At 44.2% G+C, this 26,342-nt stretch carries 18 protein-coding genes; 12 read left to right on the top strand and 6 right to left on the bottom strand.

Features of this window, described 5'->3' with window-relative positions; genetic code table 11:
• Nucleotides 1-89: 89 nt before the first annotated feature.
• From I6E61_RS03140 to I6E61_RS03125, 4 genes are read right to left on the bottom strand one after another with little or no spacing between them, the layout of a single operon-like run.
• Nucleotides 90-3,596, bottom strand: a complete 3,507-nt coding sequence (locus I6E61_RS03140; protein ID WP_197129655.1) for a nitrate reductase — start codon at nt 3,594-3,596, stop codon at nt 90-92.
• Nucleotides 3,593-5,071 carry an NAD(P)/FAD-dependent oxidoreductase gene (locus I6E61_RS03135; protein ID WP_197129652.1) on the bottom strand — a complete coding sequence of 493 codons (1,479 nt, stop codon included), beginning with the start codon at nt 5,069-5,071 and terminating at the stop codon, nt 3,593-3,595. Before I6E61_RS03135 ends, I6E61_RS03140 begins: the two co-directional genes overlap by 4 nt.
• Nucleotides 5,072-5,123: 52 nt before the next feature.
• Nucleotides 5,124-7,313 carry a protein kinase gene (locus tag I6E61_RS03130; protein WP_320158564.1) on the bottom strand — a complete coding sequence of 730 codons (2,190 nt, stop codon included), beginning with the start codon at nt 7,311-7,313 and terminating at the stop codon, nt 5,124-5,126.
• Between the two features lie 16 nt (nt 7,314-7,329).
• The gene (locus I6E61_RS03125) at nt 7,330-8,838 is read right to left on the bottom strand and encodes a NarK family nitrate/nitrite MFS transporter (protein WP_194196420.1); all 1,509 of its coding nucleotides are present in this window, start codon (nt 8,836-8,838) and stop codon (nt 7,330-7,332) included.
• A 641-nt stretch (nt 8,839-9,479) separates the two neighbouring features.
• Here I6E61_RS03125 and nirB point away from each other — a divergent pair.
• Both nirB and nirD read left to right on the top strand, forming a co-directional pair.
• On the top strand, nt 9,480-12,080 hold the full coding sequence (gene nirB, locus I6E61_RS03120; RefSeq protein ID WP_197129649.1) for a nitrite reductase large subunit NirB: 2,601 nt from the start codon (nt 9,480-9,482) through the stop codon (nt 12,078-12,080).
• A 137-nt stretch (nt 12,081-12,217) separates the two neighbouring features.
• The gene (gene nirD, locus I6E61_RS03115; protein WP_191115282.1) at nt 12,218-12,568 is read left to right on the top strand and encodes a nitrite reductase small subunit NirD; all 351 of its coding nucleotides are present in this window, start codon (nt 12,218-12,220) and stop codon (nt 12,566-12,568) included.
• Between the two features lie 149 nt (nt 12,569-12,717).
• Here nirD and I6E61_RS03110 read toward each other — a convergent pair whose 3' ends face one another.
• Nucleotides 12,718-13,539, bottom strand: coding sequence for a class III extradiol ring-cleavage dioxygenase (locus I6E61_RS03110; protein ID WP_197129646.1), 822 nt, complete (start codon nt 13,537-13,539; stop codon nt 12,718-12,720).
• Between the two features lie 113 nt (nt 13,540-13,652).
• On the bottom strand, nt 13,653-14,105 hold the full coding sequence (locus tag I6E61_RS03105; protein ID WP_197129643.1) for a DoxX family protein: 453 nt from the start codon (nt 14,103-14,105) through the stop codon (nt 13,653-13,655).
• A gap of 161 nt (nt 14,106-14,266) precedes the next feature.
• On the opposite strand from I6E61_RS03105, the gene I6E61_RS03100 reads away from it, so the two are divergent.
• The 10 genes from I6E61_RS03100 (at nt 14,267) to I6E61_RS03055 (ending at nt 26,210) form a co-directional block, all read left to right on the top strand.
• Complete coding sequence (locus I6E61_RS03100) at nt 14,267-15,193, top strand: LysR family transcriptional regulator (RefSeq protein ID WP_197129640.1); 927 nt, start codon at nt 14,267-14,269, stop codon at nt 15,191-15,193.
• Between the two features lie 415 nt (nt 15,194-15,608).
• Nucleotides 15,609-17,306, top strand: a complete 1,698-nt coding sequence (locus I6E61_RS03095; protein ID WP_197129638.1) for a phosphoethanolamine transferase — start codon at nt 15,609-15,611, stop codon at nt 17,304-17,306.
• Nucleotides 17,307-17,349: 43 nt separating this feature from the next.
• A complete protein-coding gene (locus I6E61_RS03090) occupies nt 17,350-18,036 on the top strand; it encodes a response regulator transcription factor (RefSeq protein ID WP_197129635.1) in 687 nt (228 codons plus the stop codon).
• Nucleotides 18,037-18,093: 57 nt separating this feature from the next.
• Nucleotides 18,094-19,482 carry a HAMP domain-containing sensor histidine kinase gene (locus I6E61_RS03085; protein WP_320158563.1) on the top strand — a complete coding sequence of 463 codons (1,389 nt, stop codon included), beginning with the start codon at nt 18,094-18,096 and terminating at the stop codon, nt 19,480-19,482.
• A 417-nt stretch (nt 19,483-19,899) separates the two neighbouring features.
• Nucleotides 19,900-20,289: a diacylglycerol kinase gene (locus I6E61_RS03080; RefSeq protein ID WP_197130729.1), complete on the top strand. Its 390-nt coding sequence runs from the start codon at nt 19,900-19,902 to the stop codon at nt 20,287-20,289.
• A gap of 164 nt (nt 20,290-20,453) precedes the next feature.
• The gene (locus tag I6E61_RS03075) at nt 20,454-21,248 is read left to right on the top strand and encodes a PAP2 family lipid A phosphatase (RefSeq protein ID WP_197129632.1); all 795 of its coding nucleotides are present in this window, start codon (nt 20,454-20,456) and stop codon (nt 21,246-21,248) included.
• 179 nt (nt 21,249-21,427) lie between these two features.
• Entirely contained in the window at nt 21,428-22,039 is a 612-nt protein-coding gene (locus tag I6E61_RS03070) for a YceI family protein (RefSeq protein WP_197129629.1), read from the top strand.
• Nucleotides 22,040-22,202: 163 nt separating this feature from the next.
• Entirely contained in the window at nt 22,203-23,639 is a 1,437-nt protein-coding gene (locus I6E61_RS03065; protein ID WP_227685682.1) for a cytochrome c, read from the top strand.
• Between the two features lie 173 nt (nt 23,640-23,812).
• On the top strand, nt 23,813-25,444 hold the full coding sequence (locus tag I6E61_RS03060) for a flavin monoamine oxidase family protein (RefSeq protein WP_197129624.1): 1,632 nt from the start codon (nt 23,813-23,815) through the stop codon (nt 25,442-25,444).
• A gap of 88 nt (nt 25,445-25,532) precedes the next feature.
• Nucleotides 25,533-26,210, top strand: coding sequence for a cytochrome c (locus tag I6E61_RS03055; protein WP_227685654.1), 678 nt, complete (start codon nt 25,533-25,535; stop codon nt 26,208-26,210).
• Nucleotides 26,211-26,342 lie beyond the last annotated feature (132 nt).

Genomic DNA, 26,342 nt, shown 5'->3' with positions numbered 1-26,342 from the left:
CCCTACTCTAAAATGGCTTATTGTTCATAACACCACACTCAACCAGTAGTTGCCTATAAAAGGTTGCAAGCGACGTGCCACACTACTGTCTAAGCTTGTTCCAAGGGGGCACATTCTGCGATTAATGCGTTGATTTGCCCAACGCAAGAGCCACAATTAGTACCTGCTCGGCACTGCTTACCCACTGCCGTCGCACTAGTACAACTATGCTGCGTGATAGCGTTGAGGATGGTGTTTTTTCCAACTGACATACAAGAGCACACCAAAGGACCTGGATCGACATAACCGCTAGCAGGCCGCCCCGCTAGCAACCATTTATATCGTTGATTGACAGGTATTTGGCTAGTATCCGTAAAGCAGCTATCGAGCCAGCGTACACTTGGTAATAGCTTTTGCGTTGGGGCAACATAAACAGCCATAATCAGTTGTGCACTAAGCCTTTCATCATCAGATACTTGACGATTTATAGCAGTGTTATTTGAGTCTGTCTCAGGCGCAGATTGCGTCACAATAAAACGTAATTGATTCTGTACATTATCGACCGTAAACGCTGTATGCATGACACGCTCTTGAGAGTTTGGCTGTGATAATGATTGCATAGAGGCCATAAACTGCTGCCAAAACTCAGGGCACGCTAAGGTACTGCTAGCCTCCACCATCGGGCTAGCGAGATTAATCAATACACTATTATTTTGATGACTCAAACTCCAAGTAAGTGCAGGTAATGCCTCTGGCACAATATTATTTGAACGTGCTTCGCATTTTGTTTCAGACAATTCTTTCTCTGACGCTTGGGCAGAAAAATTGGCCAAAATAGTACGTAATTGCACTATAACGGCGTCTTGCCACTCAGGATGCACCAAAATCTTGCCAAATGATTGCATAGGAACGGGCGTGACACTGATCGCTGAATTTTTGAGCTCTGGCTGCCCTGAATGCGGATCGACTACTGTTGGAATAAGGGGACCTACACGAGCGAAGCTAGCAAAAGCATTGCTCCAATGCATAGGCATAAATGCATCACCAACGCGCAACGTATCGCTAATGGCAACTTGCGCCATTACGGTACTCGCTGGTTCTTTACTATCCTTAGCCGTACTCATCGTGATATCACTGATTATGCCATCACTGGTCACGCCGTTCTCATAGCTTTCATACTTTTCGTAGTTTTCATACTTACGATGCAGTTGCACAAAGTCATTGTCTTGAACGCCCAGTTGCTGTGCATCGTTAGCGTGTATGGTCAGTGTTGGTATTGGCTGATGTTGGTTTAACTGCGGTGCAAGGCCAGTACGAGTCATGGTATGCCACTGATCGCGAAGCCTGCCCGTAATCAGGCGTAAATGAACCACTTGGTTTTTAGGTTGAGTATCATGCTCAAACTCGTGTTTAGAGGGTGGTCGTTTCTCACCAATCAGTTGGGATTTTTGCCTTCTTTGACGTCGATGTACATTGGCTACACTCGCTTCATTAGAGGGTGTAATAGCGATTAACTGTAACTTGGTAACAGTAGCCGCGAGATTATTGTTCTCATTTGCTAAAGGTTTTATCTTATCAATCATAGAGATACGCGTACCGCCCCATTGAAATGGCAACAGCTCTTCGTATGCTTGCTGACTGAGTGCGATTGGCTGATGTGCTTGATTGCCGTTCTGATTAATATGCTGGCTAATATGTTGTTGAGCAGGTTTATCGGCTGGCACCTCATCTGTCATTAAAGCAGACAAGTCTTTGCTAAGATTCAGGTAACGAGGATAGGTCTTATTAGAATTGGATGGGCTTTGGTTGTGCGTATTGCCATAAGCGGTCAATGCCACATGCTCATTAAATATCTCACTTGGGTGTTGGTAATCAAATTCCGTTAACCCCATGCGCGTGGCAACTTGAGACAGTATCCACCAATCTGGTTTGGCAAGCCCTGCTGCAGGCATTAATGTCCGCTGCCGAGAGATGCGCCGTTCAGAGTTGGTGACCGTTCCAGATTTTTCGCCCCACCCCTGAGCAGGTAATACAATGTCAGCACACTTCACCGTGTCACTGTCTACCGAGCAGTCAGAGACAATCACCAAATCACATTCAGCAAGCGCTTGGCGAAAATTATCCGCATCTGGCAAACTGACCACAGGGTTGGTGGCCATAATCCAAATGGCCTTGATACGACCATCCAATATGGCAGCGGCAGCATCGCAGGCTTTCACCCCCACGTTGCGCGATATAGGTTGAGGCGACTGCCAAAAGTCTGCCACGAGCTGCCGGTGATCATCATTGTCTAGTTCTAAATGCGCCGCCAACAGATTAGCAAGGGCGCCCACTTCTCGTCCGCCCATTGCATTAGGCTGTCCAGTGAGTGAAAATGGACTGGCCCCTACTTTGCCCACACGCCCTGTGAACAAATGGGTGTTGATGATGGCGTTGACCTTATCGGTTCCGCTTTGTGATTGATTGACGCCCATACTAAAGGCAGTGACTGTTTTATCAGTGGCGGCAACGCATTCATAGAACTGGCGGATACTTTCCGCAGACACTTGGCAAGCACTGGCGACTTTATCAATGCTCCATGCTTTGGCCGCATTCACCGCATCATCAACGCCCAAGCTTTGGCTAACATATTCATCATTCTGGCAACCCTGCTGATCTAGGTAATGCAGCAACCCATTATATAAATGTGTATCCGTGCCCGCAGCAATTGGTAAATGTAAATCGGCAAACTCACAAGAGTCCGTACGGCGCGGATCTATCACAATCAGTTTTTTATTAGGATTGGCTTTTTTGGCTGCTAAAAATCGACCAAACAAAATAGGATGGCACCACGCCATATTGGAGCCTACCAGCACTAATAAATCACAAGCCTCTAAATCCTCATAATTACCCGGCACAAGGTCTGCGCCAAACGCGCGTTTGTGCCCGGCTACTGCGGATGACATGCATAGCCGAGAGTTGGAGTCGATGTTATTATTACCGATAAACCCTTTTATAAATTTATTGGCCACGTAATAGTCTTCAGTCAGCAATTGACCTGAGACATAAAACATAATGCTGTCTCGCCCATGCTTAGCGATGGTGTCATTTAAACGAATGGCCACGTCATCTAAAACGGTTTCCCAGTCTGTCTGATTTGTAAGTGGCTTGTCGGATACGTCTATAGCATTAAAATCATTACCCAATTGCATAGGCTGATGCTGTTGCATGACTGCTTGCTTGTTTTGATAATATGGCTCGGTCAAGCGGCGCGCGGTGCCCAATGTTTGTGCCAGTGCACTCCCTTTGGAGCACAATTTACCAAAGTTAGCCGGATGCTCAGGATCTCCTTTGACACTCAGAACCTCTGTCTCATTCACGCTCGCCAAAACACCACACCCCACTCCGCAATAAGGGCACGTCGTGCGGATAGTAGTGATCGAGCTATCGAACAAGTCATTAGTCGAACTATCAATCAAATTACCATCAGATGACAACGGTGCTTTTTTGATATGTTTGGCAGCGCTTATGTCATGTGTTTCAATGACGTGGTCTGTTGTTTTTTGCACTCTACTAGGTAGGCTATTAGCTGACACTACTTTGCTAGCAGCAGATTGATTGGCGGTAGCATCATTCATAATGCATCCTCTAACAGTTCGGCCACTTTATGATGGTTGATGTTCTTGTCCGTATCATCAAGCTCTATATCTACTTCCGTAGTTGGCGAATTGTTAAGCGTGATTTCATCCAAATGACAATATGCTTCGCCAAATATGAGTGTGTCTTTGATAGGCGTAATATCAACATTATCTATAATCAACTGACTATAAAAGCTGCCATCGCTGGTGTCCCCATAAAGCACAGCGCCAATGAGTTTATTTTCTTTGAGGTACAGACAATGATAATGGTTTAAGTCAGGCTGACGATACACGAAGGTTTCAACAGTATCAGCGGCTTCGTCATCAAAAGCGATTTGCCCTGCAGAAAATGCCGACATACCAGATACTTTCAATTTCAATGACAACGGCTTACTCACAAAAGGAACCCAGTGATCTGGTACGGCAGCTTTATTGCCTATCACATTTATATCGTTTTCTATTAAGTCATCTTTTAAAACCGTGACCAACGTATCCACTTGCTGATTGACCGGAGCCACCATTCCAAATAGCTCGCCCTCTCGCTCTATACACTCACCAATGGCATAAACATTGGGACAACTGGTGTGCATAAAACCATCGACCACAATACCGCGATTAACCTCGATCCCGCTTTGCTTGGCAAGCGCTGTATTGGGTATCACGCCTACTGCCATCACGATAAAATCGGCCGCTAGCGTGCGCCCGTCTTTTAAAGATAGTCCGCATACTTCTCCTGCATCATTCATCTCAATGGCCTCAGTATGGGCAGAAACCGCGAGACCAACCCCTCGGCGACTGAGCTCAGCTTGCAAAAGCTCGGCAGCTGGCAGGTCTAGTTGGCGATTGAGTACATAACCGTCCATATGAATGACCGTCATGCTCGCGCCCTGTGCCGCTAACGCGCAGGCAGCCTCTAATCCCAGTACGCCACCGCCAATCACCAAACCCGTTTTTCCTTGGCGGGCATAGTCCATCAGAGCGGTCACATCGGCAAGGTTTCGAAACACATGCACGCCCTTAGCTGTGTGATTGGGGAATGGAATGACTCGGGCAGTTGATCCTGTGGCCATTACTAACTTGGCATAGTTGAGTGTTTGCCCATCATCTAGCTCAATACACTGGCACTTGGTATCTATTGTCTCTACCGCAACCCCAGCCAGTACGGTGATACCTAGCTGTTCATACTCTGAGTTATCATATAAATAAGTATCTTCAAACGCTGTGTCGCCAGCCAATACTGGTGACAACATAATTCGGTTATAGCCCACGTGCGGCTCTTTACTGATTAACGTAATTGGCAAACGGGCGGTGTCATCATTTGATTGCGTGCGAGCAAGCTCAATGGCAAAACGACTGCCTGCCATGCCCGCCCCGATAATAACGATGCCAGCGTTTTTTTGATGGTCTGATGCTAAGGCGTGAGTGTTGGTATGAGTATCTACCGTAGTGGCGGCTTGCGATATAGATAACGACATAAACAGTAAGTCCCTTAGCCGCGCGGAGCAGCATTGAATGCAAAACAGCGTGTCATGAAAAGTATGCCAACAATAATAAAATGATGACAAACTCTATGAAGCAAATGCCATGCCATACCAGTAGAGGGTTACGCTTAATGAGGGGTTCTGGGTCGCGGCTGTGCGCCTTATTATCGGGGTTAAAATCTTGTAAAAACTCACCAATGGCTTGATAGCGCGCGTTAGTATTGACATGCAGCGCACGCATGAGTGCCTGTTGGCTGGCGTCAGGTACGTTCTGTTGCCGTAGCGGCTGCGCGGGCATCATTAGTGTTTGGTTTGGCATCATTAGTGTTTGGGTATTAAATGGCAATTGCCCCGTCAGCAGTTCATAACCAATCACTGCAATCGAGAACAAGTCAGAATGCACGCCTTTTGGTGCATCGGTGTAATATTCTGGTGCAGCATAGTGCAAATCACCATTTGGTGGTCGGGTGCTGTCTTTTAAGATAGAGGAGCTGGCGGAACCAAAATCAATCAGTTTGACGGCGCCAGATTTGGTTAAAAGAATGTTTTCGGGTTTGATGTCTTGATGCAACAGATAGTTGCGATGCATGACTCGAACCGCCATGCCAATTTTGGTGAGTAAATCAAAGGTTTGCCACACATCACAAGGTGCATGACGATCCATAAAGTCCCGTAAACTCTCACCAGCGATATATTCAGTCAAATGATATAAGTATGTGGTACTTGCTGGTACCGGATAATAGCGCAGTAGCCCCGACTCACTGAGGCCAGAACCCACACTATGACCGATATTGTTGGATACAGGATTGACAGGCAATCGATTGGGGTCAGCTTGATTGTAAGCCGACTCGCCCGCGCGGCGATGTTTTGATAGGCTCAAACCAATTTTGCGTTCTTTTAAAAAATCACGCAGATAGTGGCCATCGGCTACAGAGTCCAAACTGGGTGATTTTAGAACAAAGTCATGGTTGTCTTCATCTTGCACCCAGTACACGTGACTGCGAGCCGTACGAGCAATAATACCAATCACAGTAAAACCATCAATATGGTCGCCTATCTGTAAACCGGTTGGCAGCTGATAGCGATTCACATCATGTATGACTGTATCCAAATTATCAAAGTCAATGCCATCAAAATGACCAATACCTTTAGCGCCATTGATAGAAGTAAAATGGGCTGACCGTGTGTTCATACTCAGCATGACCATACTTAGATTGTCATGACTACCTGCACTAAAGGCTTGCTCGCACACGGCTTGACTGGTGTTAAACCCTAGCGGCAATTTGTGCGTAGTAGCCATCAACTGAAATATATCAGTCGCACTGCTGCACAGCTCAAACTGCAACTCTGTGGGCTCTATATGCTCATACACCCCATCCGTCATGATGGCCAAACACTCGTTTTGATGGAGGGTAAATACTGATTGTTGTAGCTCTAACTGGCTATCTGCGCCGATAGCTGCCGCAAGCGCTCCTTTATCTTGGCCGCGGTGCACGCGATGATCTTTGCTCAATACTGTCAGACAATCTACCCCAACGCGGTATATTCGAGAATCGCCTGTATGAAACAGGTGAATACGGTCACCGATACAGAGCAAGCCTGATAACGTAGACAACAACGGCGGTACCCGTTGATACGCTTGAGGGAAATATAGGATATCGTTGGCTTTATTGACTGCTGTTTTGATGAGACTAGCGACTTGATCATCGTCAAAACTGATGGATGACGTCTCATCTTGTGATTGCGCCAGTGCGGTCAACCCCAATGTTATTTTGTGAGCAATGGTATTCACCACCAATCGACTTGCCTGTTTTGGAAACTGACAAGCGCTGACCCCATCTGCCATCAATACCAATAATGGGGCTGATGATGGCGGGTGAGATCTTGCTTGAGATATTGAGCGATTGGCACTAGATGATTCTTCACCTGAACATTGATAGGGCAAGCAGGTGGTAATAAGTACACTGTCTTGATTTTCCGTCTTGCGACCTGCCATAGTGAAAAAATCAAGCCACCATAATGCAGTACTAGCATCATCAATATTCTTACTGTCACCAGTCTCATCAATAGCGTGGCTATCAATGCTCTGGCTGACATCATTGGCAACAAACTGACCTGAGCCTATTAAAGATGACGGATTGCCTGTATTAAAATGAACCGCCATCTCATCAGCGTTTTGGTACATATCACCATCCGCATTTTGACTATTGTTTCTATTGGCGTGTGCTATCGTCATCTGTCTTCACCCCGTACTATCTATGACTCACTTGTATTTCGGCAAATGTACCATCTGGCATTTCTTCAATAATGATGCCTTCTGGCTCTTTTAAGAAAAACAAAGCAAAGAATCCAGCCACTGCTGTGGCGGCAATCACAAAGAAAAACACCTGATAAGACACCAGACTCAGCACCGTTAAATACACCACTGACCCAACATTGCCATACGCGCCTGTCATCCCTGCAAACTGCCCTGTCATACTGCGTTTGATCAAAGGAATTACCGCAAAAACAGCACCCTCACCTGCCTGTACAAAGAATGAGCAAAACATCGTAATTAATAGTGCCAATGCAAGTGGCCACGTTGAGTCAAGGAAGCCCATCAATAGATACCCGATGGCCAAACCAGCTGTCAAAATCAATAAAGTTATTTTGCGACCAAACTTATCACTGAGCCAACCGCCGCCTGGACGTGACATAAGGTTCATAAAGGCATAGCTCGATGCCAATACCCCTGCCATCACAATCGATAAACTAAAAGTTTCTTGGTAAAATAGAGGTAGCATCGACACGACGGCAAGCTCTGATCCAAACGTGGCAAAATACAAAATATTTAAGATACCTACTTGCTTAAAATCATAACGATGTGCCACTGGTACAGGCGTGGTGAAAACCTCTTTATTAAAACGGTAGCTACTGATGAACTCGTAAACATACAGTATCGCAAGGCCAATATAGACCATAGTGACACTAGACTGGCTCAGTAAGCTTACACCATCAGGTGATAGTTTCCATGCCAATAGTGCCAATGCCAAATACATAGGCAATTTAAAAACCATCATTAACCAAAAATCACCCGATGACGTCACCATCATGGCACCTGATTTTTTGGGTTTAAAATAAGTAGCCCCTTTGGGTGTATTACGCGCCATCTTATAAAAAATGATGCTATAAAGCGCCATCACGACCCCTGATGTGGCTGTTGCATAACGCCAACCTTCATCGCCACCGAACACTGCTGCAGCCCCAATCGCTATAGTCGGTAATAACAGTGCCGCTGCTGCCGAGCCAAAATTACCCCAACCGCCATAGATACCTTCAGCCGTTCCCAATTCATTGGTTGGAAACCAATCACTCATCAAACGAATACCCACCACAAAACCTGCACCCACAAAACCCAGTAAAAACCGAGACAACGCCAAGGTATTGTAATCCTGAGCGAACGCAAAGGTAAAACAAGGAATAGCACCAATGGCTAAAATGGCGGTATATACAATGCGAGGGCCAAAACGGTCTGTCAGCATCCCGATAATCACGCGGGCAGGAATGGTCAATGCTACGTTTAAAATGAGTAACGTTTTGATTTGGTCTTTACTCAGATTGAGTGTCTCTCCAATCGCTGATAGAAATGGTGCATGGTTGAACCATACAAAAAAGGTAAGGAAAAATGCCATCCAACCTAAATGAAGGATTTTATTTTTACCCGTAAATGACAAAACATTAAGCTTGTCTTTACTAGGCGCAACGGGGGCTGATGATGACATAGGCAACTTCCTCAAACGATTAACTTCAGGGTTCTGACAACGTACTAAATGTACTAAGTGTTCAAAAAATGCAGTATTCAAAAATGATAAGTAGCAATGTTTCAGGCGGTGCAATGGTTATGCCAGTTATTTGTATACGCTGCCAAATCTGTATAAAGGTCAGCACTCGTTAATTATCCAAGCGCCTTTACTGGTGGGTCTATAACCATCGCCACACCTGACGCTTATGCTAATAAAGCATTAACACAGCAGGTTTAAAACACTCAATCAGCCTCCCTTATAAACAGCAATAACATCCAACTTGGGGCAATGCATTGTCTATTTTGGTGCATTAATTTTTGATATCGCTGTCGTTAACAATCGTGCTCACCCTGATTTTTGGCAAATAGCAACGCTAACCATGCTGATATAAAAACCTTAGTACATAAGCGACTGCTCCCGATACGACATACCTTTATGTCTAATAGCAACGCGCAAAAACCCAGCTAATCAAAGTGCTATGGCATGATTATTGAATGCTCTGTAATAGTAGGTATTAAATGCTGTTTATCAGCTGTTGTTGAGGGACGGAGCCGTTTATAGCGTGATAAAAAAATAAACGATGACCGTACCCAACCAGCCCCATTACTAAGGACAGACGCATGAGTAGCACTGCATTGAGCACAGAAAATAAAGGCAATTTGGTGGTGATTGGCAACGGTATGGTCGGTCATCACTTTATTGAACGAGCAATTGAGCAAGGGCTACACCAGCAATTTGACATTCATGTATTTGCTGAAGAAGACCGCCCTGCTTATGACCGTGTTTATTTGTCGAGCTACTTTGAACATAAAGATGCCAGTAAGCTGAACCTAGTAGATTTAACAGCCTATGAATTATCAAAAGTTAATTTGCATTTGAATCAGTGTATTGTGGATATCGATTCGGCCAGTCAGCGTATTACTACTGAGGCAGGCGAGATTATTGAGTACTCTGAGTTGGTTCTAGCGACAGGCTCATATCCTTTTGTGCCACCCATCCCAGGCCGTGAGCATCCGCATTGCCACGTATACCGTACCATTGCGGATTTAGATGAGATTTTAGCGATTGCTGAGCTGCCCACTGTCAAAAAAGGCGTGGTGGTTGGTGGTGGTCTACTGGGGCTTGAGGCCGCAAAAGCGCTCGTGACGCTAGGGCTTGATACCTATGTGGTCGAGTTTGCGCCGCAATTGATGGGCGTTCAGCTTGATGCCGCTGGCGGTGAGATTTTAAAGCGAAAAATAGAAGCACTTGGTGTCAAAGTACTGACAGGCAAAAACACCAAAGAGATTCTGTCTAATACTGCACCCAACTCTGATGACCCCAGCGGTGATGAACAACATTTAACCATGCAGTTTACAGATGGCACCTCTCTAACGACCGATATGATTGTATTTAGCGCCGGTATTAGACCGCAAGATGGCCTTATTAAAAACAACCCAGAATGCGGTATTGAAATGGGCGGGCGCGGTGGCATCTTGATTAATGAGCAATGTCGCACCAATGCCGATCATGTTTATGCCGTAGGCGAATGCGCAGTATGGGACAACAAAGTATTTGGCCTGGTGGCTCCCGGTTACAACATGGCCAGTATCTGTGCCGCGCAAATTGCTGGTGATAGCAAGCAGACATTTACGGGTGCCGACATGAGCACCAAGTTAAAACTAATGGGTGTGGATGTGGGCAGTATTGGCGATGCACATGGCACGAGTGACGGCAGTTTAAGCTATCTGTATCAAAATCCTGCTGAGGGCATCTACAAAAAACTGGTCACCACACCTGATAACAAGCGCTTGCTTGGTGCTGTACTGGTCGGCGACACCGAAGACTATAACAACTTACTGCAATTGTATTTAAATGACATTGACCTACCTGCACACCCAGAAAGTCTGATATTACCCAATGTTGAAAAACCCGTGATGGGCATCGACAATCTGCCAGATACCGCCACGATCTGCTCTTGTTATAACGTGACCAAAGGCGCTATCTGCTCAGCCGTCGAAAACGGCGCATACTCTGTCAGCGATGTAAAAACCATGACCAGTGCCGGTAGTGGCTGTGGTGGCTGTGCCCCTATGGTCAAAGATACGGTCAGCTATCAACTCACTGCCATGGGCTTTGAAGTAAACAATGACTTATGTGAGCACTTTGCTTACTCTCGTCAAGATTTATATAGCCTGATTCGCGTGCACGGTATCAAAACCTTTGATGAATTACTGACTGAACATGGTAGCGGCCATGGTTGTGAGATATGTAAGCCGACAGTCGCCTCTATTTTGGCATCGTGCTGGAACGACTACGTACTCAAAACCGAGCTGACACCACTACAAGACAGTAACGATTACTACTTAGGTAATATCCAAAAAGACGGCACTTATTCCGTCGTACCGCGTGTGCCGGGTGGTGAAATCACTGCAGACAAGCTCATCGTACTGGGCCAAGTGGCGAAGCAGTTTAATTTGTACACCAAAATCACTGGTGGGATGCGGGTCGATCTGTTTGGCGCACGCATGGAGCAATTGCCTGATATTTGGACGCAACTGGTGCAAGCAGGCTTTGAGACTGGCCATGCCTATGGTAAATCTTTACGTACCGTGAAATCTTGTATCGGTAACAACTGGTGCCGCTACGGCGTCGATGACAGTATTGGCCTCGCCTTGAGATTAGAAGATCGTTATAAAGGCGTACGCTCACCGCACAAAATCAAGATGGGTGTGTCAGGCTGTATGCGCGAATGTGCGGAAGCGCAAAGTAAAGACTTTGGCATGATTGCGACTGAAAATGGCTGGAATCTATTTGTCTGTGGTAATGGTGGTATCACCCCACGTCATGGCGAGCTGTTCGCCACCGATCTGGACACCGAAACCATGGTCAAATATATCGACCGCATCATTATGTTCTATATCAAAACAGCGGACAAACTACAACGTACTTCAAAATGGCGTGAAAGCTTAGATGGCGGGCTTGATTATCTAAAAGCCGTCATTATTGAAGACAGCTTGGGCATAGCAGATGAGCTCGAAGCACAAATGCAGTTATTGGTCGACAATTACGTGTGTGAGTGGGCGGCGACGATTAACGACACCGAAAAACTCAAACGTTTCCGTCATTTTGTAAACAGTGAGAAAGGCGATGATAATGTCGTTTTCGTGACTGATCGTGAGCAGATTCGCCCAGCGACTGATGCGGAAAAAGCAACCATCAACCTGGTTGAATTGGCCTAGCCAAGGAGGAGTGCCTTGTTAGTTATCACAAAAAGCAAGGCGCTGTTTTTTGACTCATGTTTTTGTGACTTGCAGCTTGTCACTCATGATTTACCACTCATACAGAGCAATATTATCATCACTAAGGATACCGCCTCATGAACCAACAGACTATTTGTACACTTGACGATATCATTCCTGAAACCGGTGTCTGCGCCCTGATAGATGGCAAACAAATTGCTATTTTTCGTACCAAACAGAACGATTTATTTGCTCTTGATAACTACGATCCATTCAGTCAAGCCAATGTATTGTCTCGAGGTTTGATTGGTGGCACCACGATTACAGATGATACAGGAACAGCAAAAGAAGTCCTTTATGTGGCCTCGCCCATCTATAAGCAACGCTTTAACCTAGCTACTGGTCAGTGTTTAGATGATGAGAGTATTGTGCTCAATACTTATAAATTCAAACTTGATGGAAATAATGTGGTGGCAAACTACGAATAATAAGCGACGTTATCTCTCACTTTGACAACTTTGATATGTCATTAATAATTGCTGTATTAATCTAAAACATCCTTTGAGTCTGAGATTCAAAGGATGTTTTATTTTTGACAACCACGCTGAAATACCATGCATTAAACGTTTCAACATATTTAGCCAAACTGAAAGGCCGATATTTGAGTTTTTAGCACTTGCTCAGAATAGATTTTGCGCCCTACATCACTCCCTGCTGCTCCTACCGTTATCATAAGCGGTAGCAAATGCTCTTCTGCACCTAATAAATGTGAATCAAGCGCGTGAGGCGCTTTTGACCAATTCGTAAGGGCTGAGAGGCGCTTATCCAAATTTGCTGTTTCCACAGTGTTAGTCAGCCATTCATCAAAACGTTCTGAAGGTGCGGTAAATCTTGCATCGCCATAGCCGCGCATATTATGAAAACTCATACCACTACCAATAATCAACACCCCGTCTTTACGCAATGATGCTAGTGCTTGACCAGTAGCCAGATGCGCCTTCGGGTCTAGATTGTTACGTAGTGATAGCTGTACCACTGGAATATCGGCCTCAGGGTAAATCAGCTTTAAGGGTATAAAAGTCCCGTGATCAAAGCCTCTCGTAGTGTTTTTTTCATTAGTGATACCTACATCGGTAAACAGTTGGCTAATCCGATCAGCCAATATTGGCGCGCCACATGCAGGATAAGTCAGTTGATAGGTATGCTCAGGAAAGCCATAGTAGTCATAAATGAGCTCAGGTTGCTCGCCAGCCGTAATACTAAATTCAGACATCTGCCAATGCGCGCTAATGATTAAGATAGCCTTTGGTCGCTCAGGCAGTCGATTAGGAATACTTTTTAAAAATTTAGCCATGTTATTCCACGTATCAGCTGGTTGCCAATCCATAAAAAAACATGGCCCCGCACCATGCGGTATAAAAAATACTGGCTGTGTGACTGAAATCGATGCGTTGCCCATTCGCTTTTACTCCCTTATGCTTTATCTCAACGATGAATAAATCAACGATAAATATCAATGTTTAAGCTCAAAAACAGCTCTAGATGACACAAGTTTTCGACTGCTCACCACTATTAAATCTGCTCTACTTTTCCTGATAGCATTTTGTCGATACTGAAACTTCCGCCCCCTTGTATCATTAACGCGAGCGAAGCCACCATTAATGTCAACGCATATTCATAGCCACCGTTGTCAGCAAACAAGCCATTGCTGATATGGACAGAAAAAATAGCCACCAACATGGTAAAGGCTGCGGCTAAAGCGGCTGATCTAGTTAGCAAACCCAATACCAGAGCAAGACCACCAAAGAATTCAGCACCACCTGCCAATATCGCCATCAAATAACCAGGTTCCATACCCATACTGCTTAACCATTGAGCCGTACCTGCTAGCCCATTACCACCGAACCAACCAAATAGCTTCTGGGCGCCATGGGCTGCCAAAATCAGGCCAACTGGTATACGAAGAACTAAGGCCGCTGCTCCAGCGTTCGATGTCAAAACTTTATTTAGTAGTGATGTTGTCATTGATGCTTACTCCAGAATGTATGATTAAGATAAATAGTGTCGGAAATGATATAGGCACACTTTACTATCAACGATATAAAAGAGTAAGCTGAGTTATATTGAATAATTATCAACATATTGTTTATAATGTATTTGATATTAGGATAAATACAGGAAAAAACATGGATAGAATCGATGCGATGCGCGCCTTTGTGGCAGTCGTGACGGAGGGCAGTTTCAGCAAAGCCGCCATCACTATGCAGCTCTCGCCGCAACTGGTGAGCAAATATGTTGCCAAATTAGAAGAGCAGCTAAATACTCGACTGCTTAATCGCACAACCCGTAAAGTAAGTGTAACTGAGGGTGGTAGCCAATATTTTACGCACGCGCAGCAGATTTTATTGAGTATTGATGAAATATCGGCGCAATTAGGCGGCCTACAGCAGCACCCCAAGGGAGTCTTGCGAATCAGTGCGCCTGTCTCGTTTGCTTTAAAGCATATGGCAAGACTGATTACTGATTTTCAAGCACAATATCCTTCCGTCACCGTTGATCTTCAGCTAAGCGACCGAAAAGTTGATATCGTTGAAGAAGGCTTTGATATTGCACTGCGTATCGGACAGTTAGAGAGCTCATCACTCATCGCTAAGCAAATTTCCCCTATTCGTGTGGTTTTATGCGCATCGCCTGCGTATCTAAAAATTCATGGTATGCCTAAACAACTCGAGGATTTAGAAGCGCATCGCTATTTGCATTACAGCTATATAAATATAGAAACTAACGGACAAATTTATAAGTACTTAAAGAAGAAGCAACTCAAAGAACAGAGTATCTTCCGCAGTAACAACGGCGACGTACTCGTTGAAGCAGCCATTGCAGGTGCAGGATTAATACTGCAACCGACTTTTATTGCTAGTGATGCGCTACATACTGGTAAGTTGGTCGTAGTGTTGCCTGAGTATGAGCCCGACCCTTTGGGCTTATATGCCGTCTATGCTCATAGAAAACTGCTGCCCCATAAAGTCAGGTGTTTTATTGACTTTATGACAGACTATTATGGCGCGCCGCCATATTGGGATGAGCACATCACGCAAGCGCCAAATTGCTAATTAGCATATATAGAATCAAAATGCTGAGTATCGTTTTCAATATCAAAGTTTTGAGCTGTAATTTCAGCAACCATATCATTGTTATAAAAACTCTACCCAAGCTTGCCTTCCCTGCGAATGAGCCGGAACTAGTTTGAATAGATTTAGTTGACCCATCTTTGGACCGACAGTTCAGTATCTTTAAACTCGCCAATAAATCTATCTCTCCGCCCGCTCAAGCATTTTATAATCTCTGTGTTGCCTATGTTCAAGAGAAATACTGGCTGTAGACAAAGCGTCTTGCGTTAGGGACGACCAAAAGCCTAATGCTAATCATTTATAAGACTCTTTAACCCAGCTACCTTAACGTCTTCTTAACAAGCCCCTTGTTATGGTGAGGAACATATTCCCTATAACGCTGTTGAGAAGCCAGATTATGTCAATACCTCAATTAATTAGCACCAATGATACTAAAACTTATACTAAAAATAGCGATACAACCAGAATAAGCAAAGTGTCTACTCGCAAGATTAATCTCCATTATTTGATTATAATCGTTGCGCTCTACTTGGTCGCCACGGCGAATATTGGCTTTTTTGAGCAAGTGCTGAATATTTATCCCTTTCGAACGCATATTGCTTTTATAACATCCCTCACAGGTCTGTTATTCGGACTCATGTGGCTACTGTTCCAGCTATTATGCTATCGACCAATTGCAAAGATCGTGCTTATTGCGATGGTATTGATAGCTGCTGTATGCGGGTACTTTACGGATGCTTACGGTACGATATTTGACACCAATATGCTGATCAATAGTATGGAGACGGACCAAGCTGAAGTAACGGGACTGATGGCACCAAGCTTTTTTATTCGTTTTATTTTATTGGGCATCATACCCGCTTTTATGATTGCCAAGACCCCTATAAAGCGTAGTCCTTTACGTCGTGCTGTCTTACAACGCATCATGACTTTGATACTGTCGCTTGCTTTTATAGGCACATGCCTTTTGCCCTTAGGCGATCAATATGCCACCTTTTTTCGTCAGCACAAGATAATCCGTAGTTACGCCAACCCCATCACCCCTGTCTATTCTGTTATCAAACTGGGCACTGATTACATTGATGAGCTACGTCGGCCTGATACGTTGGTACTGCGTGCGACCGATGCCAAGCGCCTAGCACCTGTTACTGGAGCCAGTACTAATACTGCAAAACCTAAGCTAATGGTATTTGTCATCGGCGAAACAGCCCGTGCCGATCATATTAGTCTCAATGGTTATCAGCGCGATACCATGCCATTACTTGCTAGCCAGCCAGACATTTATAGTTTCAAAAAAGCGACCTCTTGCGGGACATCTACCGCTTACTCGGTGCCTTGTATGTTCAGTTATGCTAATAGAGAAAACTATGATTCTAAGAATGCAAACTATAATGAAAACGTACTGGACACGCTACATAAACAAGGTGTCAACGTCATTTGGCGAGACAACAACTCTAGCTCTAAAGGTGTGGCCGATCGCGTCACGTTTGAAGACTACAAAACCGCTGAGACTAACCCTAACTGCGATGTTGAATGCCGAGATATTGGTATGCTCGATGGTTTTGACAAACTTGTTAAGTCAAGCGAAACACCTAAAGATACGCTTATTTTACTGCACCAAATGGGCAATCATGGTCCTGCTTATTACCAGCGTTACCCTAACGAGTTTGAAGAGTTTAACCCTGTCTGCATGACCAATGAGCTGGCCAAATGTGATGACCAGTCTGTTATCAACGGTTACGATAATGCCATTCGTTATACCGATTACTTCTTAGATAACGTTATTGATACGCTAAAAAATTATGAGCAAGACTATGATGTGGTGATGGTATATATCAGTGATCATGGCGAGAGCTTAGGAGAAAACAATATTTATTTGCATGGCCTACCCTATAGTATTGCACCCGATGCCCAAAAGCAGGTACCAGTCATCATTTGGTCGCCTACTAGTAACAGTATTGATAATCATAGTCTTGCTCGTATGACCGATCAGCCCGTATCACATGATTTCATTACGCCCACTTTACTCAGTTTCTTCGGTATCATAACCGATGAAGTGGCAGCAGAACCCACTTTTTTTAAGCTGGCCAGTTAGCGTTTTAATCCATTCACGACTGGCATTTATGCACGAGACATCTATGTACAAAATACTTATTATTGAAGATAATCCTGATATTGTGGCCAATATTTATGCTTTTTTTGAGCCCAAAGGCTTTGAGTTGGATAATGCTCATAACGGTATTAGCGGCTTAACGCTCGCTGCTAATAATCGTTATGACGTGATTTTATTAGATGTGATGCTACCTGGCATGGACGGTACAAAACTGTGTAAAAAACTAAGAGATGAGCTACATAATAAAACCCCTGTACTCATGCTGACGGCGCGCGATACTATTTCAGATAAAGTCGCAGGATTCGATAGTGGTGCTGATGATTATCTGGTTAAGCCCTTTTCTCTAGTGGAACTAGAGTCACGCATCAAAGCCCTTATACGTCGACATCAAGACGACCACTTCCAGCATAGTATAGAAGTCGGCAAGCTGTCGTTAAACACGGAAGAGCACACCATTACACGTGAAGGAAAGTCGCTAAAACTCACGCCAACAGGCTTTAAGATACTAAATGTGCTCATGAGCACTTCTCCTCGAGTCGTCAGTAAAAACGAGCTAGAAGAAAAGGTATGGGGTGAGGACATTCCTAGTAGCGATGCCCTGCGCACACATATGCATGGTGTACGTGCACAAGTCGATAAACCCTTTGTACAAGTCATGATAGTCACGATACCTGGTGTGGGTTACCAAATCATTGATCCAGATAAAGTATAAAATCCGTTGATAGCTTTAACAACCTATTCCTGTGATAAAGAATATTTAGCTATTTGTATGGCCACCTCTCTTTCTGCCTTTCATTACGAAGTAAATACCATGTTTAGTATCGACTCCATCGTTAACAAGTTTCGAATCTCTTACTTCTTATTTGCCTTATTGCTTTGCGCAACTTTCGTCAGTATTTTTCTGTACGCGGAGAGCAGAATAGAACAAGAGCTGGTCAAGGCCCGTCTATTACAGCAGCTTGATCTCAGTCAAGAGAAATACGGCGATCAGCCTATTTACACTGCCGACCCAGGTATTAAAATTTACCGCTACGATGTTGCACCTGCCAATTTACAAGCATTGGCGAATGAAAAAGTGCAAGAAATGTCGATCACTATAAACAAGGAGTCTGGCAAAACCCACGCCAACCTTCATTTTTTCATCGATCAGCAAGGTGAACAAGCTTATATCTTGACCTACGTAGAAGGGGTTGAGATGGTAATGAGTCACTATCCGGTTTTAGAAATCTTCGAAAGCTTAGAAGATATTTTTGCCAATGCCTTGAGAGCGGCTGTCATTTTGAGTTTATTAATCGCAGCGATATTCTCTCAGCTGTCTTCTAGGCAAATCACCAAACCACTATTAGACTTAAAAAAAGCCGTAGAAACCGATCATCAAAACCTATCCCAACTGACACACTTACCTTCAGAAGTTGGCGTCTTGGCTCGCGCTATCGATGATAAAAACCATAAACTAGAGCAATACCTAAAACGTGAGCAGTTGTTTACAGGCGATGTCAGCCATGAGCTGCGCACCCCTTTGACTATTATCATGGGAGCATCAGAGGTACTGGCCTCACAATTAGAACATGACAGTCACTTAAGTGAATTTACCAACCGCATTAGCAATACTGCTAAAGAAACTTCTGAGATTATCAGTGCCTTACTATTACTCTCTCGTGCACCTGAAAAGCTAGACACACCGCAAACCTCCATCAATGATATTGCCTCAAATGAAGTGGCGCGCTTAAGATACTTGCTACGCAATAAGGCAGTGACTTGCACCGTAATGGCTGAACAAGAATATTTTGCGTACGTACGACCCGAGCTACTAAAAATGGCATTGGGCAATCTAATAAAAAATGCATTTCAATACACTGATGATGGTGAGGTAGTCATTACGATTGATGCCGAAAAAATCACCGTCACGGACACAGGGCTTGGTATTCCTGAAGTAATGATGCCTTTGCTATATGAAAGATTTGAGCGCCTAGAGCAACAGAGCAATGGCCAACAACTGGATACCGAATCATTGTCAAAAAATCAGTCTAGCTACCAAGTTGAAGGCAGCGGTTTGGGGCTTAGCATCGTGCAACGCATCATGACCCATATGGACTGGCAACTAACACACCAAGCCAATGAGACAGGCGGTAGTACCTTTAGTATTTATTATACGTAGCCTCTTATATAGTCAATCCTCTATAAAAGAGTTACCGCGTTAACCTCACTTGAAGTATTGCATCTACACTCAACAATCGCATAAGTACATCGCATAAATATAAAAGAGCAAAAGTCTCTCATCTTAACGCTTTCTTAACAGCGCCTCGCTCATACTGATACCCAAGTGCTAACCAGTGACCTCCTACACTGGGATCATTAAAACAATAATTATAGAAATGATTGCACTTACTCTATATTTTCAGAGATAAGAAAGGCGAGTGAAAGCACTACGTACTCCTTGCCATACACTCAAAATATCCCTAACGATTGAGCCATCAATATGAGCATCAATATAAGCAATGTCGAAACCATTTCTATCGGCCATCAACAGATAGATTCCTATTCTATAAATAACAGCACCCCTGATACTCTTGTGATGACTGGCAGCTTTGCAAGTAATGCCAAGGGTAAAAAAGGTCTGGCTCGACTCCTAAACGCAACAGGATATTCTATAGATGGTTTCCGTGCTGCTTATAAGTTCGAAGCCGCATTCAGACAAGTTCTCTGGCTCAATCTATTACTGTTCACCTCCATCATATTTATGCCTTTCGCTGTCAATATAAAAATGATGCTGGTGTTCGCCTCTTTCCTATCCTTAATCGTTGAGCTTATCAACACTGGTATCGAAGCGAGTGTCGACCATACTTCTACTGAGCAACATCCATTAGCAAAAATAGCCAAAGACGTCGGTTCAGCTGCTCAGTTTCTAGCATTACTGTTGCTGTTTGTTTTGTGGTTAATGGCATTATCGACTTTTTTATCTTAAACAGTATTTGGTGAGCAGTATCACTACCATAATGTATGTATAGTTTATTCAGTTTAAAAGAGAGACAAGGCAACCGAGTGTAGATGTATATGTGATACTTCAAGCGAAGTTAACGCGGTAACTCTTTTATAGAGAATTGACTATAGGACTAGTTGAGGTTTTAAATGATTCTAGAGGATAATTCAACGGATTGGGTTTGGCTTAAGCTCTTATGCTTAACGATTATTGCGGCTTTAACTTTTGAGCATAGCCAATTTGATATTCGTATTAGTGAACTGTTTTATAGCCATGGGCAATGGCTCATCCAAAAGGATGTACAGCCTTATGCTTTCATCTTTTATGATGGACCTAAAACCTTATTGATTCTCCTAGCACTCTATTTGATTACCGTATTAATCTTGAAATACAGACAATCTCTGCATAGTACTTTTACAACCAATAGCAGTAAGCTCCGTAAACTTATCATTCCTTTATCTACTCGTGAGATAAGCTATCTTTTGACGATTCTTATCGTAGTCCCTACTTCTATTGCGTTACTAAAAGGGGTAACACATGTGAGTTGCCCCAACCATTTAACACTCTTTGGTGGGAGTTTGCCGTATCTAAATGTTTGGCAAAACATAGTCGCCGACACACCAGCCAAATGCTTTCCAGCCGCACATGCCAGCGCAGGATTTTCTTTGTATGGTTTGGTATTTTTACCCACCCTAAAAAAATATCGTTATAGAATATTTGAGAGTGTGACGGTTTTAGGCTGGACGATGGGACTATACAAAATGCTCTTTGGTGACCATTTTTTTAGTCATACATTGGTATCGATGCTGCTGTCACTGACCATAGCATGTGCGCTCGCCACCTTTTTCTTTAAAGACTCGATAATGAAAAAATCCAAAAGCGCCAATAGTAATAAAAGACATGCCGACAGCAGCCTGCCTGATATTGAAACATCCAACACTTAAAATGAGCTTGTGGGTATAAATGGAACTGATGATGATATATTTACCAAAATAGCACTACTAACCACTTGAAAAATAATGTATAAATAATAAACAATAACCACCTTATCGTTAAGCAGAACTATGGATAGTGCTCGTTGATAAACGCTTTATATATCAATAGCCCGCAAAGGAATGTAGCTATGCGCCTCTTTTTTATTGATCAAAAACCCCTGCATCTCTACTCATCAATTATCCCATTACTGCTTGTCAGCACTATAGATGACAGTTATGCCGCCAGTTATGCTATCAATCCTGCCAGCACTCATATACGGTTTGCCATTGAACGCTTCAAAACCTCTGCTACTACTGGTGGCTTTTATGATATCAAAGGTCAATTGCAATATGACCCGATTCTAAGAACAGGTGACATCTCATTAATCATACCGATAGACTCACTCAATACAGGCAACCCATCTTTTAATAACAGCCTAACGGGGCCTGATTTTTTTAATGCAAAAAAGTTCCCCTCAGCGCGATTTAAGTCGACGAAATGGTATTTTGATCAAAATAAGAAAAGCCCACAGGTAACAAGAGTAGATGGCAAGCTGACGCTACATGGTGAGACACACCCTATTAGCCTAACAGCCACGAAGTTTGATTGTTATCTAAGCCCCAGCCTCAAAAAAGATGTTTGCGGTGGCGACTTCACTGCGACGATTGATCGAACAAAATGGAATATAAACAAATTTGGCTGGTTTGGATTGACTAAAAACCTTAACTTAAACATCAAAGTTGAAGCCGCTAGGCTGTAGCAGTCAGTTTTAATTTTACGACATTGCGTTTTTAAAATATGAACTTTTATCACTTTGCTTTATTTTGGTAGACACTATCGGTGACTTGCGGACATCTTATGAAAAGGGACTAAGAATGATTGATCAGCATTATAAGGACATTACGAAGCCACTTTCTACAGTCATGCCAGCATGGTCGTTTTCTTCAGCAATAACGCTAATGCTAACACTAGGGCTCAGCTCAATCTCTACGGTGGCGATGGCAGACACTGTCAGTTTCCCAAGAGAGACTCTGCCTGCTAGAACTAGTCTGCCGAATGTTAGTCCACTTAATAGTGATCTTGCCAATCGCGGGGCTTATGTGGCACGTACGGCAGATTGTATGGCTTGCCACCGTGAAGATTACAGCGGCGGCGTACCGATAGAGACGCCTATTGGCAATATTTATTCGACCAATATTACCCCTTCTACGCAGTATGGTATCGGCAGCTATACCGAATCTGATTTTAAAAATGCCCTTCGTAAAGGTCGTGCGCCAAAGCATCAAATCTATCCCGCCATGCCCTATCCGTCCTATCACGGCATGTCTGATGCTGACATTAGCGCTTTATTCGCTTATTTCCAGACAGTACCTATCATTGATAAACCTCCTGAAAAGACTACTCATTTGCCATTTCCATTAAACATCCGCAGCTTAATGCTGGCATGGAATGTCATCAATGTACCCTCTACCGAAAATCGCTCAGGACTGACTCCCGTACAGCAGCGCGGTGAGTACTTGGTAAATAATCTAGAGCATTGCGGCACTTGTCATACGCCGCGCAATCTCACCCAAGGTCTCGATCAAGATCGCTATCTATCTGGAGCACCGCTCGGTAAGTGGTTTGCCCCTAATATCACGCCTGACAACGATACGGGTATTGGGCGCTGGTCTGAGCGTGACATCGTTACTTATTTGCGTACTGGAAAGCTTGATAAGCAAGCTTATGCCGGTGGCCCCATGGCCGAAGCCGTAGCACATAGTACACGCTATCTCACTGATGAAGACTTGAGTGCGATGGCTAACTATCTAAAAGTCGTCCCAGCAATCAAGACGGATGATTACCTAATACCAGTCAATGTCGCTCGACTCCCTAGCCCAAAAAGCACTTCTATCACCTATGATTTACTTGAGCAAAAGGATTACTTAGCTAAGGCGAAAGCCGACCAGTCTCATGTCAGTATTAATCAAAGCAGTCATCAAATCAGCAATCAAAGCAGTAGTCAGAATAACAATCCAAATAGAGTAATGGGAAATAGTAATTCACCAAAATCCCTATATCTGACTCATTGCGCCAGCTGTCACGGTGTCGATGGTTACGCGCAACCTGATGCCCGCTATGCTGCTATCGTCGGTCTCAGTAGCATCCGCCGTGCTAAACCTGATGCACTTATCGGCGTGATTGCATTTGGGGCAAAAGGTGCATTCAATACTGCACCCAAGATGCCAGGCTTTGAAAAAGACTTGAGTCACGCGCAGATTGCTAGTATTACCAATTATGTGCGAATCAACTTTGGCGGTTTACCCAGTAGTGATGTAAGTGCTGACGAGGTTAAGCGAGTGATAAAAGAGAAAGGCTAACCCCAAAAACAAATCGGACTGTTTGCCTCTTATATAGTTGATTCAGTTTGAAAGAGAGTCAAGGCAACCGAGTGTAGATGTATATGTAATACTTCAAGCGAGGTTAACGCTGTCACTCTTTATAGAGAATTGACTATAACAATATAGAGGTTGAGCACTATAAGGACATTTAAATGAAAGATTTGCTACATTCCCCTACACGGCGACAACTGCTCTCGATGATTGGTAAGACGGCTGGCGCGACGGCCATGTATCAGGCAATGACCACATTGGGCTTTGCCTCAGAGTCTAGCTTTCAAAAAGAAATAGATCTAAAAGGCGCCCCTGCTGGCGCCAGCATCGTAATCCTTGGTGCGGGCTTAGGTGGATTGACAGCGGCTTATGAGTTACGCAAAGCAGGCTATAAAGTCACCGTCCTTGAGTACCAGAATCGCGGCGGCGGACGCAGTTGGACGCTAAACAGTGGGGATAAATACACGGAATTAGGAGGCGAAGAAGTCACCTGCGACTTCGAAAAAGGCAACTACTTCAACGGTGGGCCATGGCGGCTGCCCGTGCATCACTATGCGGTCTTTCATTATTGCAAAAAGTTCAATGTGGCATTACAGCCCTTTATTCAAACCAATGATCGTGCTTATCTACATCGCACCAACCATTTCAATGGTGCGCCGCAGCGCTTAGGTGACGTGCAAAGCGATATCCGTGGCTATGTATCAGAGCTATTATCCAAAGCCGTCAATAAAGGCAGCTTGGATGATATGGTGACTAAAGAAGACAAAGAAAAACTGTTAGAAGGTCTCAAAGGTTGGGGCGTGCTCAATACTGATTATCGCTATGTCAAAAGCCATGAAACGGGTAAACATCGTGGTTATAGCGTCTATCCAGGGGGTGGTCTGATGCCCGATGCCCAACCCTCTACGCCCATTCCAATGGACAAGCTACTCAGTTCAGGCATGTGGTCTGATCTCTATAACAACTATACGGTTCATGTACATCAACCCGCCATGTTTCAACCTGTTGGTGGCATGGGTAAAATCGGCGATGCTTTCACCCGCGAATGTCGCGATATGATCCAGTTCAATGCTAAGGTAACTAAGATTCATCAAGATGAAACAGGGGTCACGATTGATTATATCGATGCCAATAATTCTAAAGGCAGCAACTCTGAAAGCAGCAACTTAACAAGTGGTGTTAAAAGTATTCGTGCTGATTGGTGTATTTGCAATATCCCCCTGTCAGTATTGACCCAAATTGATATCAATGTCTCGGAGCCAATGAAGCAAGCCATGGCTGCAGTGCCTTATGACTCCTCCTACAAAGTAGGTCTTGAGTTTAAGCGACGGTTTTGGGAAGAGGATGAATGGATATATGGCGGCATCACTTATACGGATCTGCCCATTACCCAAATCTCCTACCCTTCACAAGACTTATTCACCTCAGGTTCAGGCGTGTTATTAGGTGCTTATGGCTTTGGAGAGGCATCTTATAAATTCAATGCGTTAACACCAAAAGAACGTATCAGTGCGGCTCTCGCCTATGGCAAACAGATTCATCCGCAATACACCAAAGAGTTCCGTGCAGGTACATCAGTCGCTTGGCATCGTATTCCTTGGTCACTCGGCTGCTATGGTATTTGGAGTGAGTCGAGCCGTCAGCAGTATTACGAGTCGCTTTGCAGTATTGACCATCGTATTGTATTAGCGGGTGAGCATTGCTCTCATATCCCTGCCTGGCAAGAAGGCGCAATCCTATCAGGGCTAGACGCAGCCAAGCGCCTACATCAAAAGGCCAAGAAACTTGGATAGCACGTCTTTAAATCATAAGTCTTTGGTTAACAAGTCTGGCGTTGAAGCAAAAATGATAACAATGAGACTAGGCACATTAGGAACAATCATGAATATGGTGACATCAAACCCAATCCAATCATCTAGCCCGCTGAGCCCGGGTAAGGCAATAATGACCCTCGTTGTTGGTGGATCGATAGCGTTAATAACGTTGTCAGGCTGTAGTCAGCATAGAACCGAGAACGCCGCTACTATCGCCAGCCAGCAAACAGCGCCCATGGTGTTTGACGATCAGGCCAGCCGCAATAATGGGGCTTGGGGCGGCGTCTATCTATCAAAAGAAGCACTGACACGCCCGCCTATGGATATCGTCGATGTCAGTGCTATACCAAAAATGAGTGACGATGCTAACTTACAAAAATGGCTAGCCAAATTTGAAGGCAGTACACAAGGTAAGACTGGGTTTTTCGCTACGAATGGAAAGAAGCTTTATGACGACTCCTGCGCGGGTTGTCACATGCTCAAAGGTGAAGGTGCACAGGGAGCGGGTTACTACCCACCATTGGCTAACAACAGTAAAATGGAGTCTAAATATTATATTATTAGCATTCTTATCAACGGATTGCGCGGTATGCCCTCTTTTCATAGCATGATGGATGATCAGCAGATAGCTGCGGTTACCCAATATGTGCATAGTGATTTAAATAACTATACTGATATAGTGACAACTGACAACGTATCTCAGCTGCGCCATGACTTTCCACCTGGCTCTGATCCTAGCGAATAAGTATGCTGACGATGACTAATATATGGTCATTCTCAATCATCAGACTTTAGGCTGCCGCATGATTGTTTAGCGCTCTTTAGAGCAGACCATTTCTATATTAAAACGAAAATACCTGTCTTCTAGAGGTATCGA

The sequence above is a fragment of the Psychrobacter sp. NZS113 genome (genome assembly GCF_015864825.1).
Taxonomy (GTDB): domain Bacteria; phylum Pseudomonadota; class Gammaproteobacteria; order Pseudomonadales; family Moraxellaceae; genus Psychrobacter.
The sequence above is the reverse complement of the archived record's forward strand: the minus strand, read 5'-3'. Positions and strand labels throughout refer to the sequence as shown.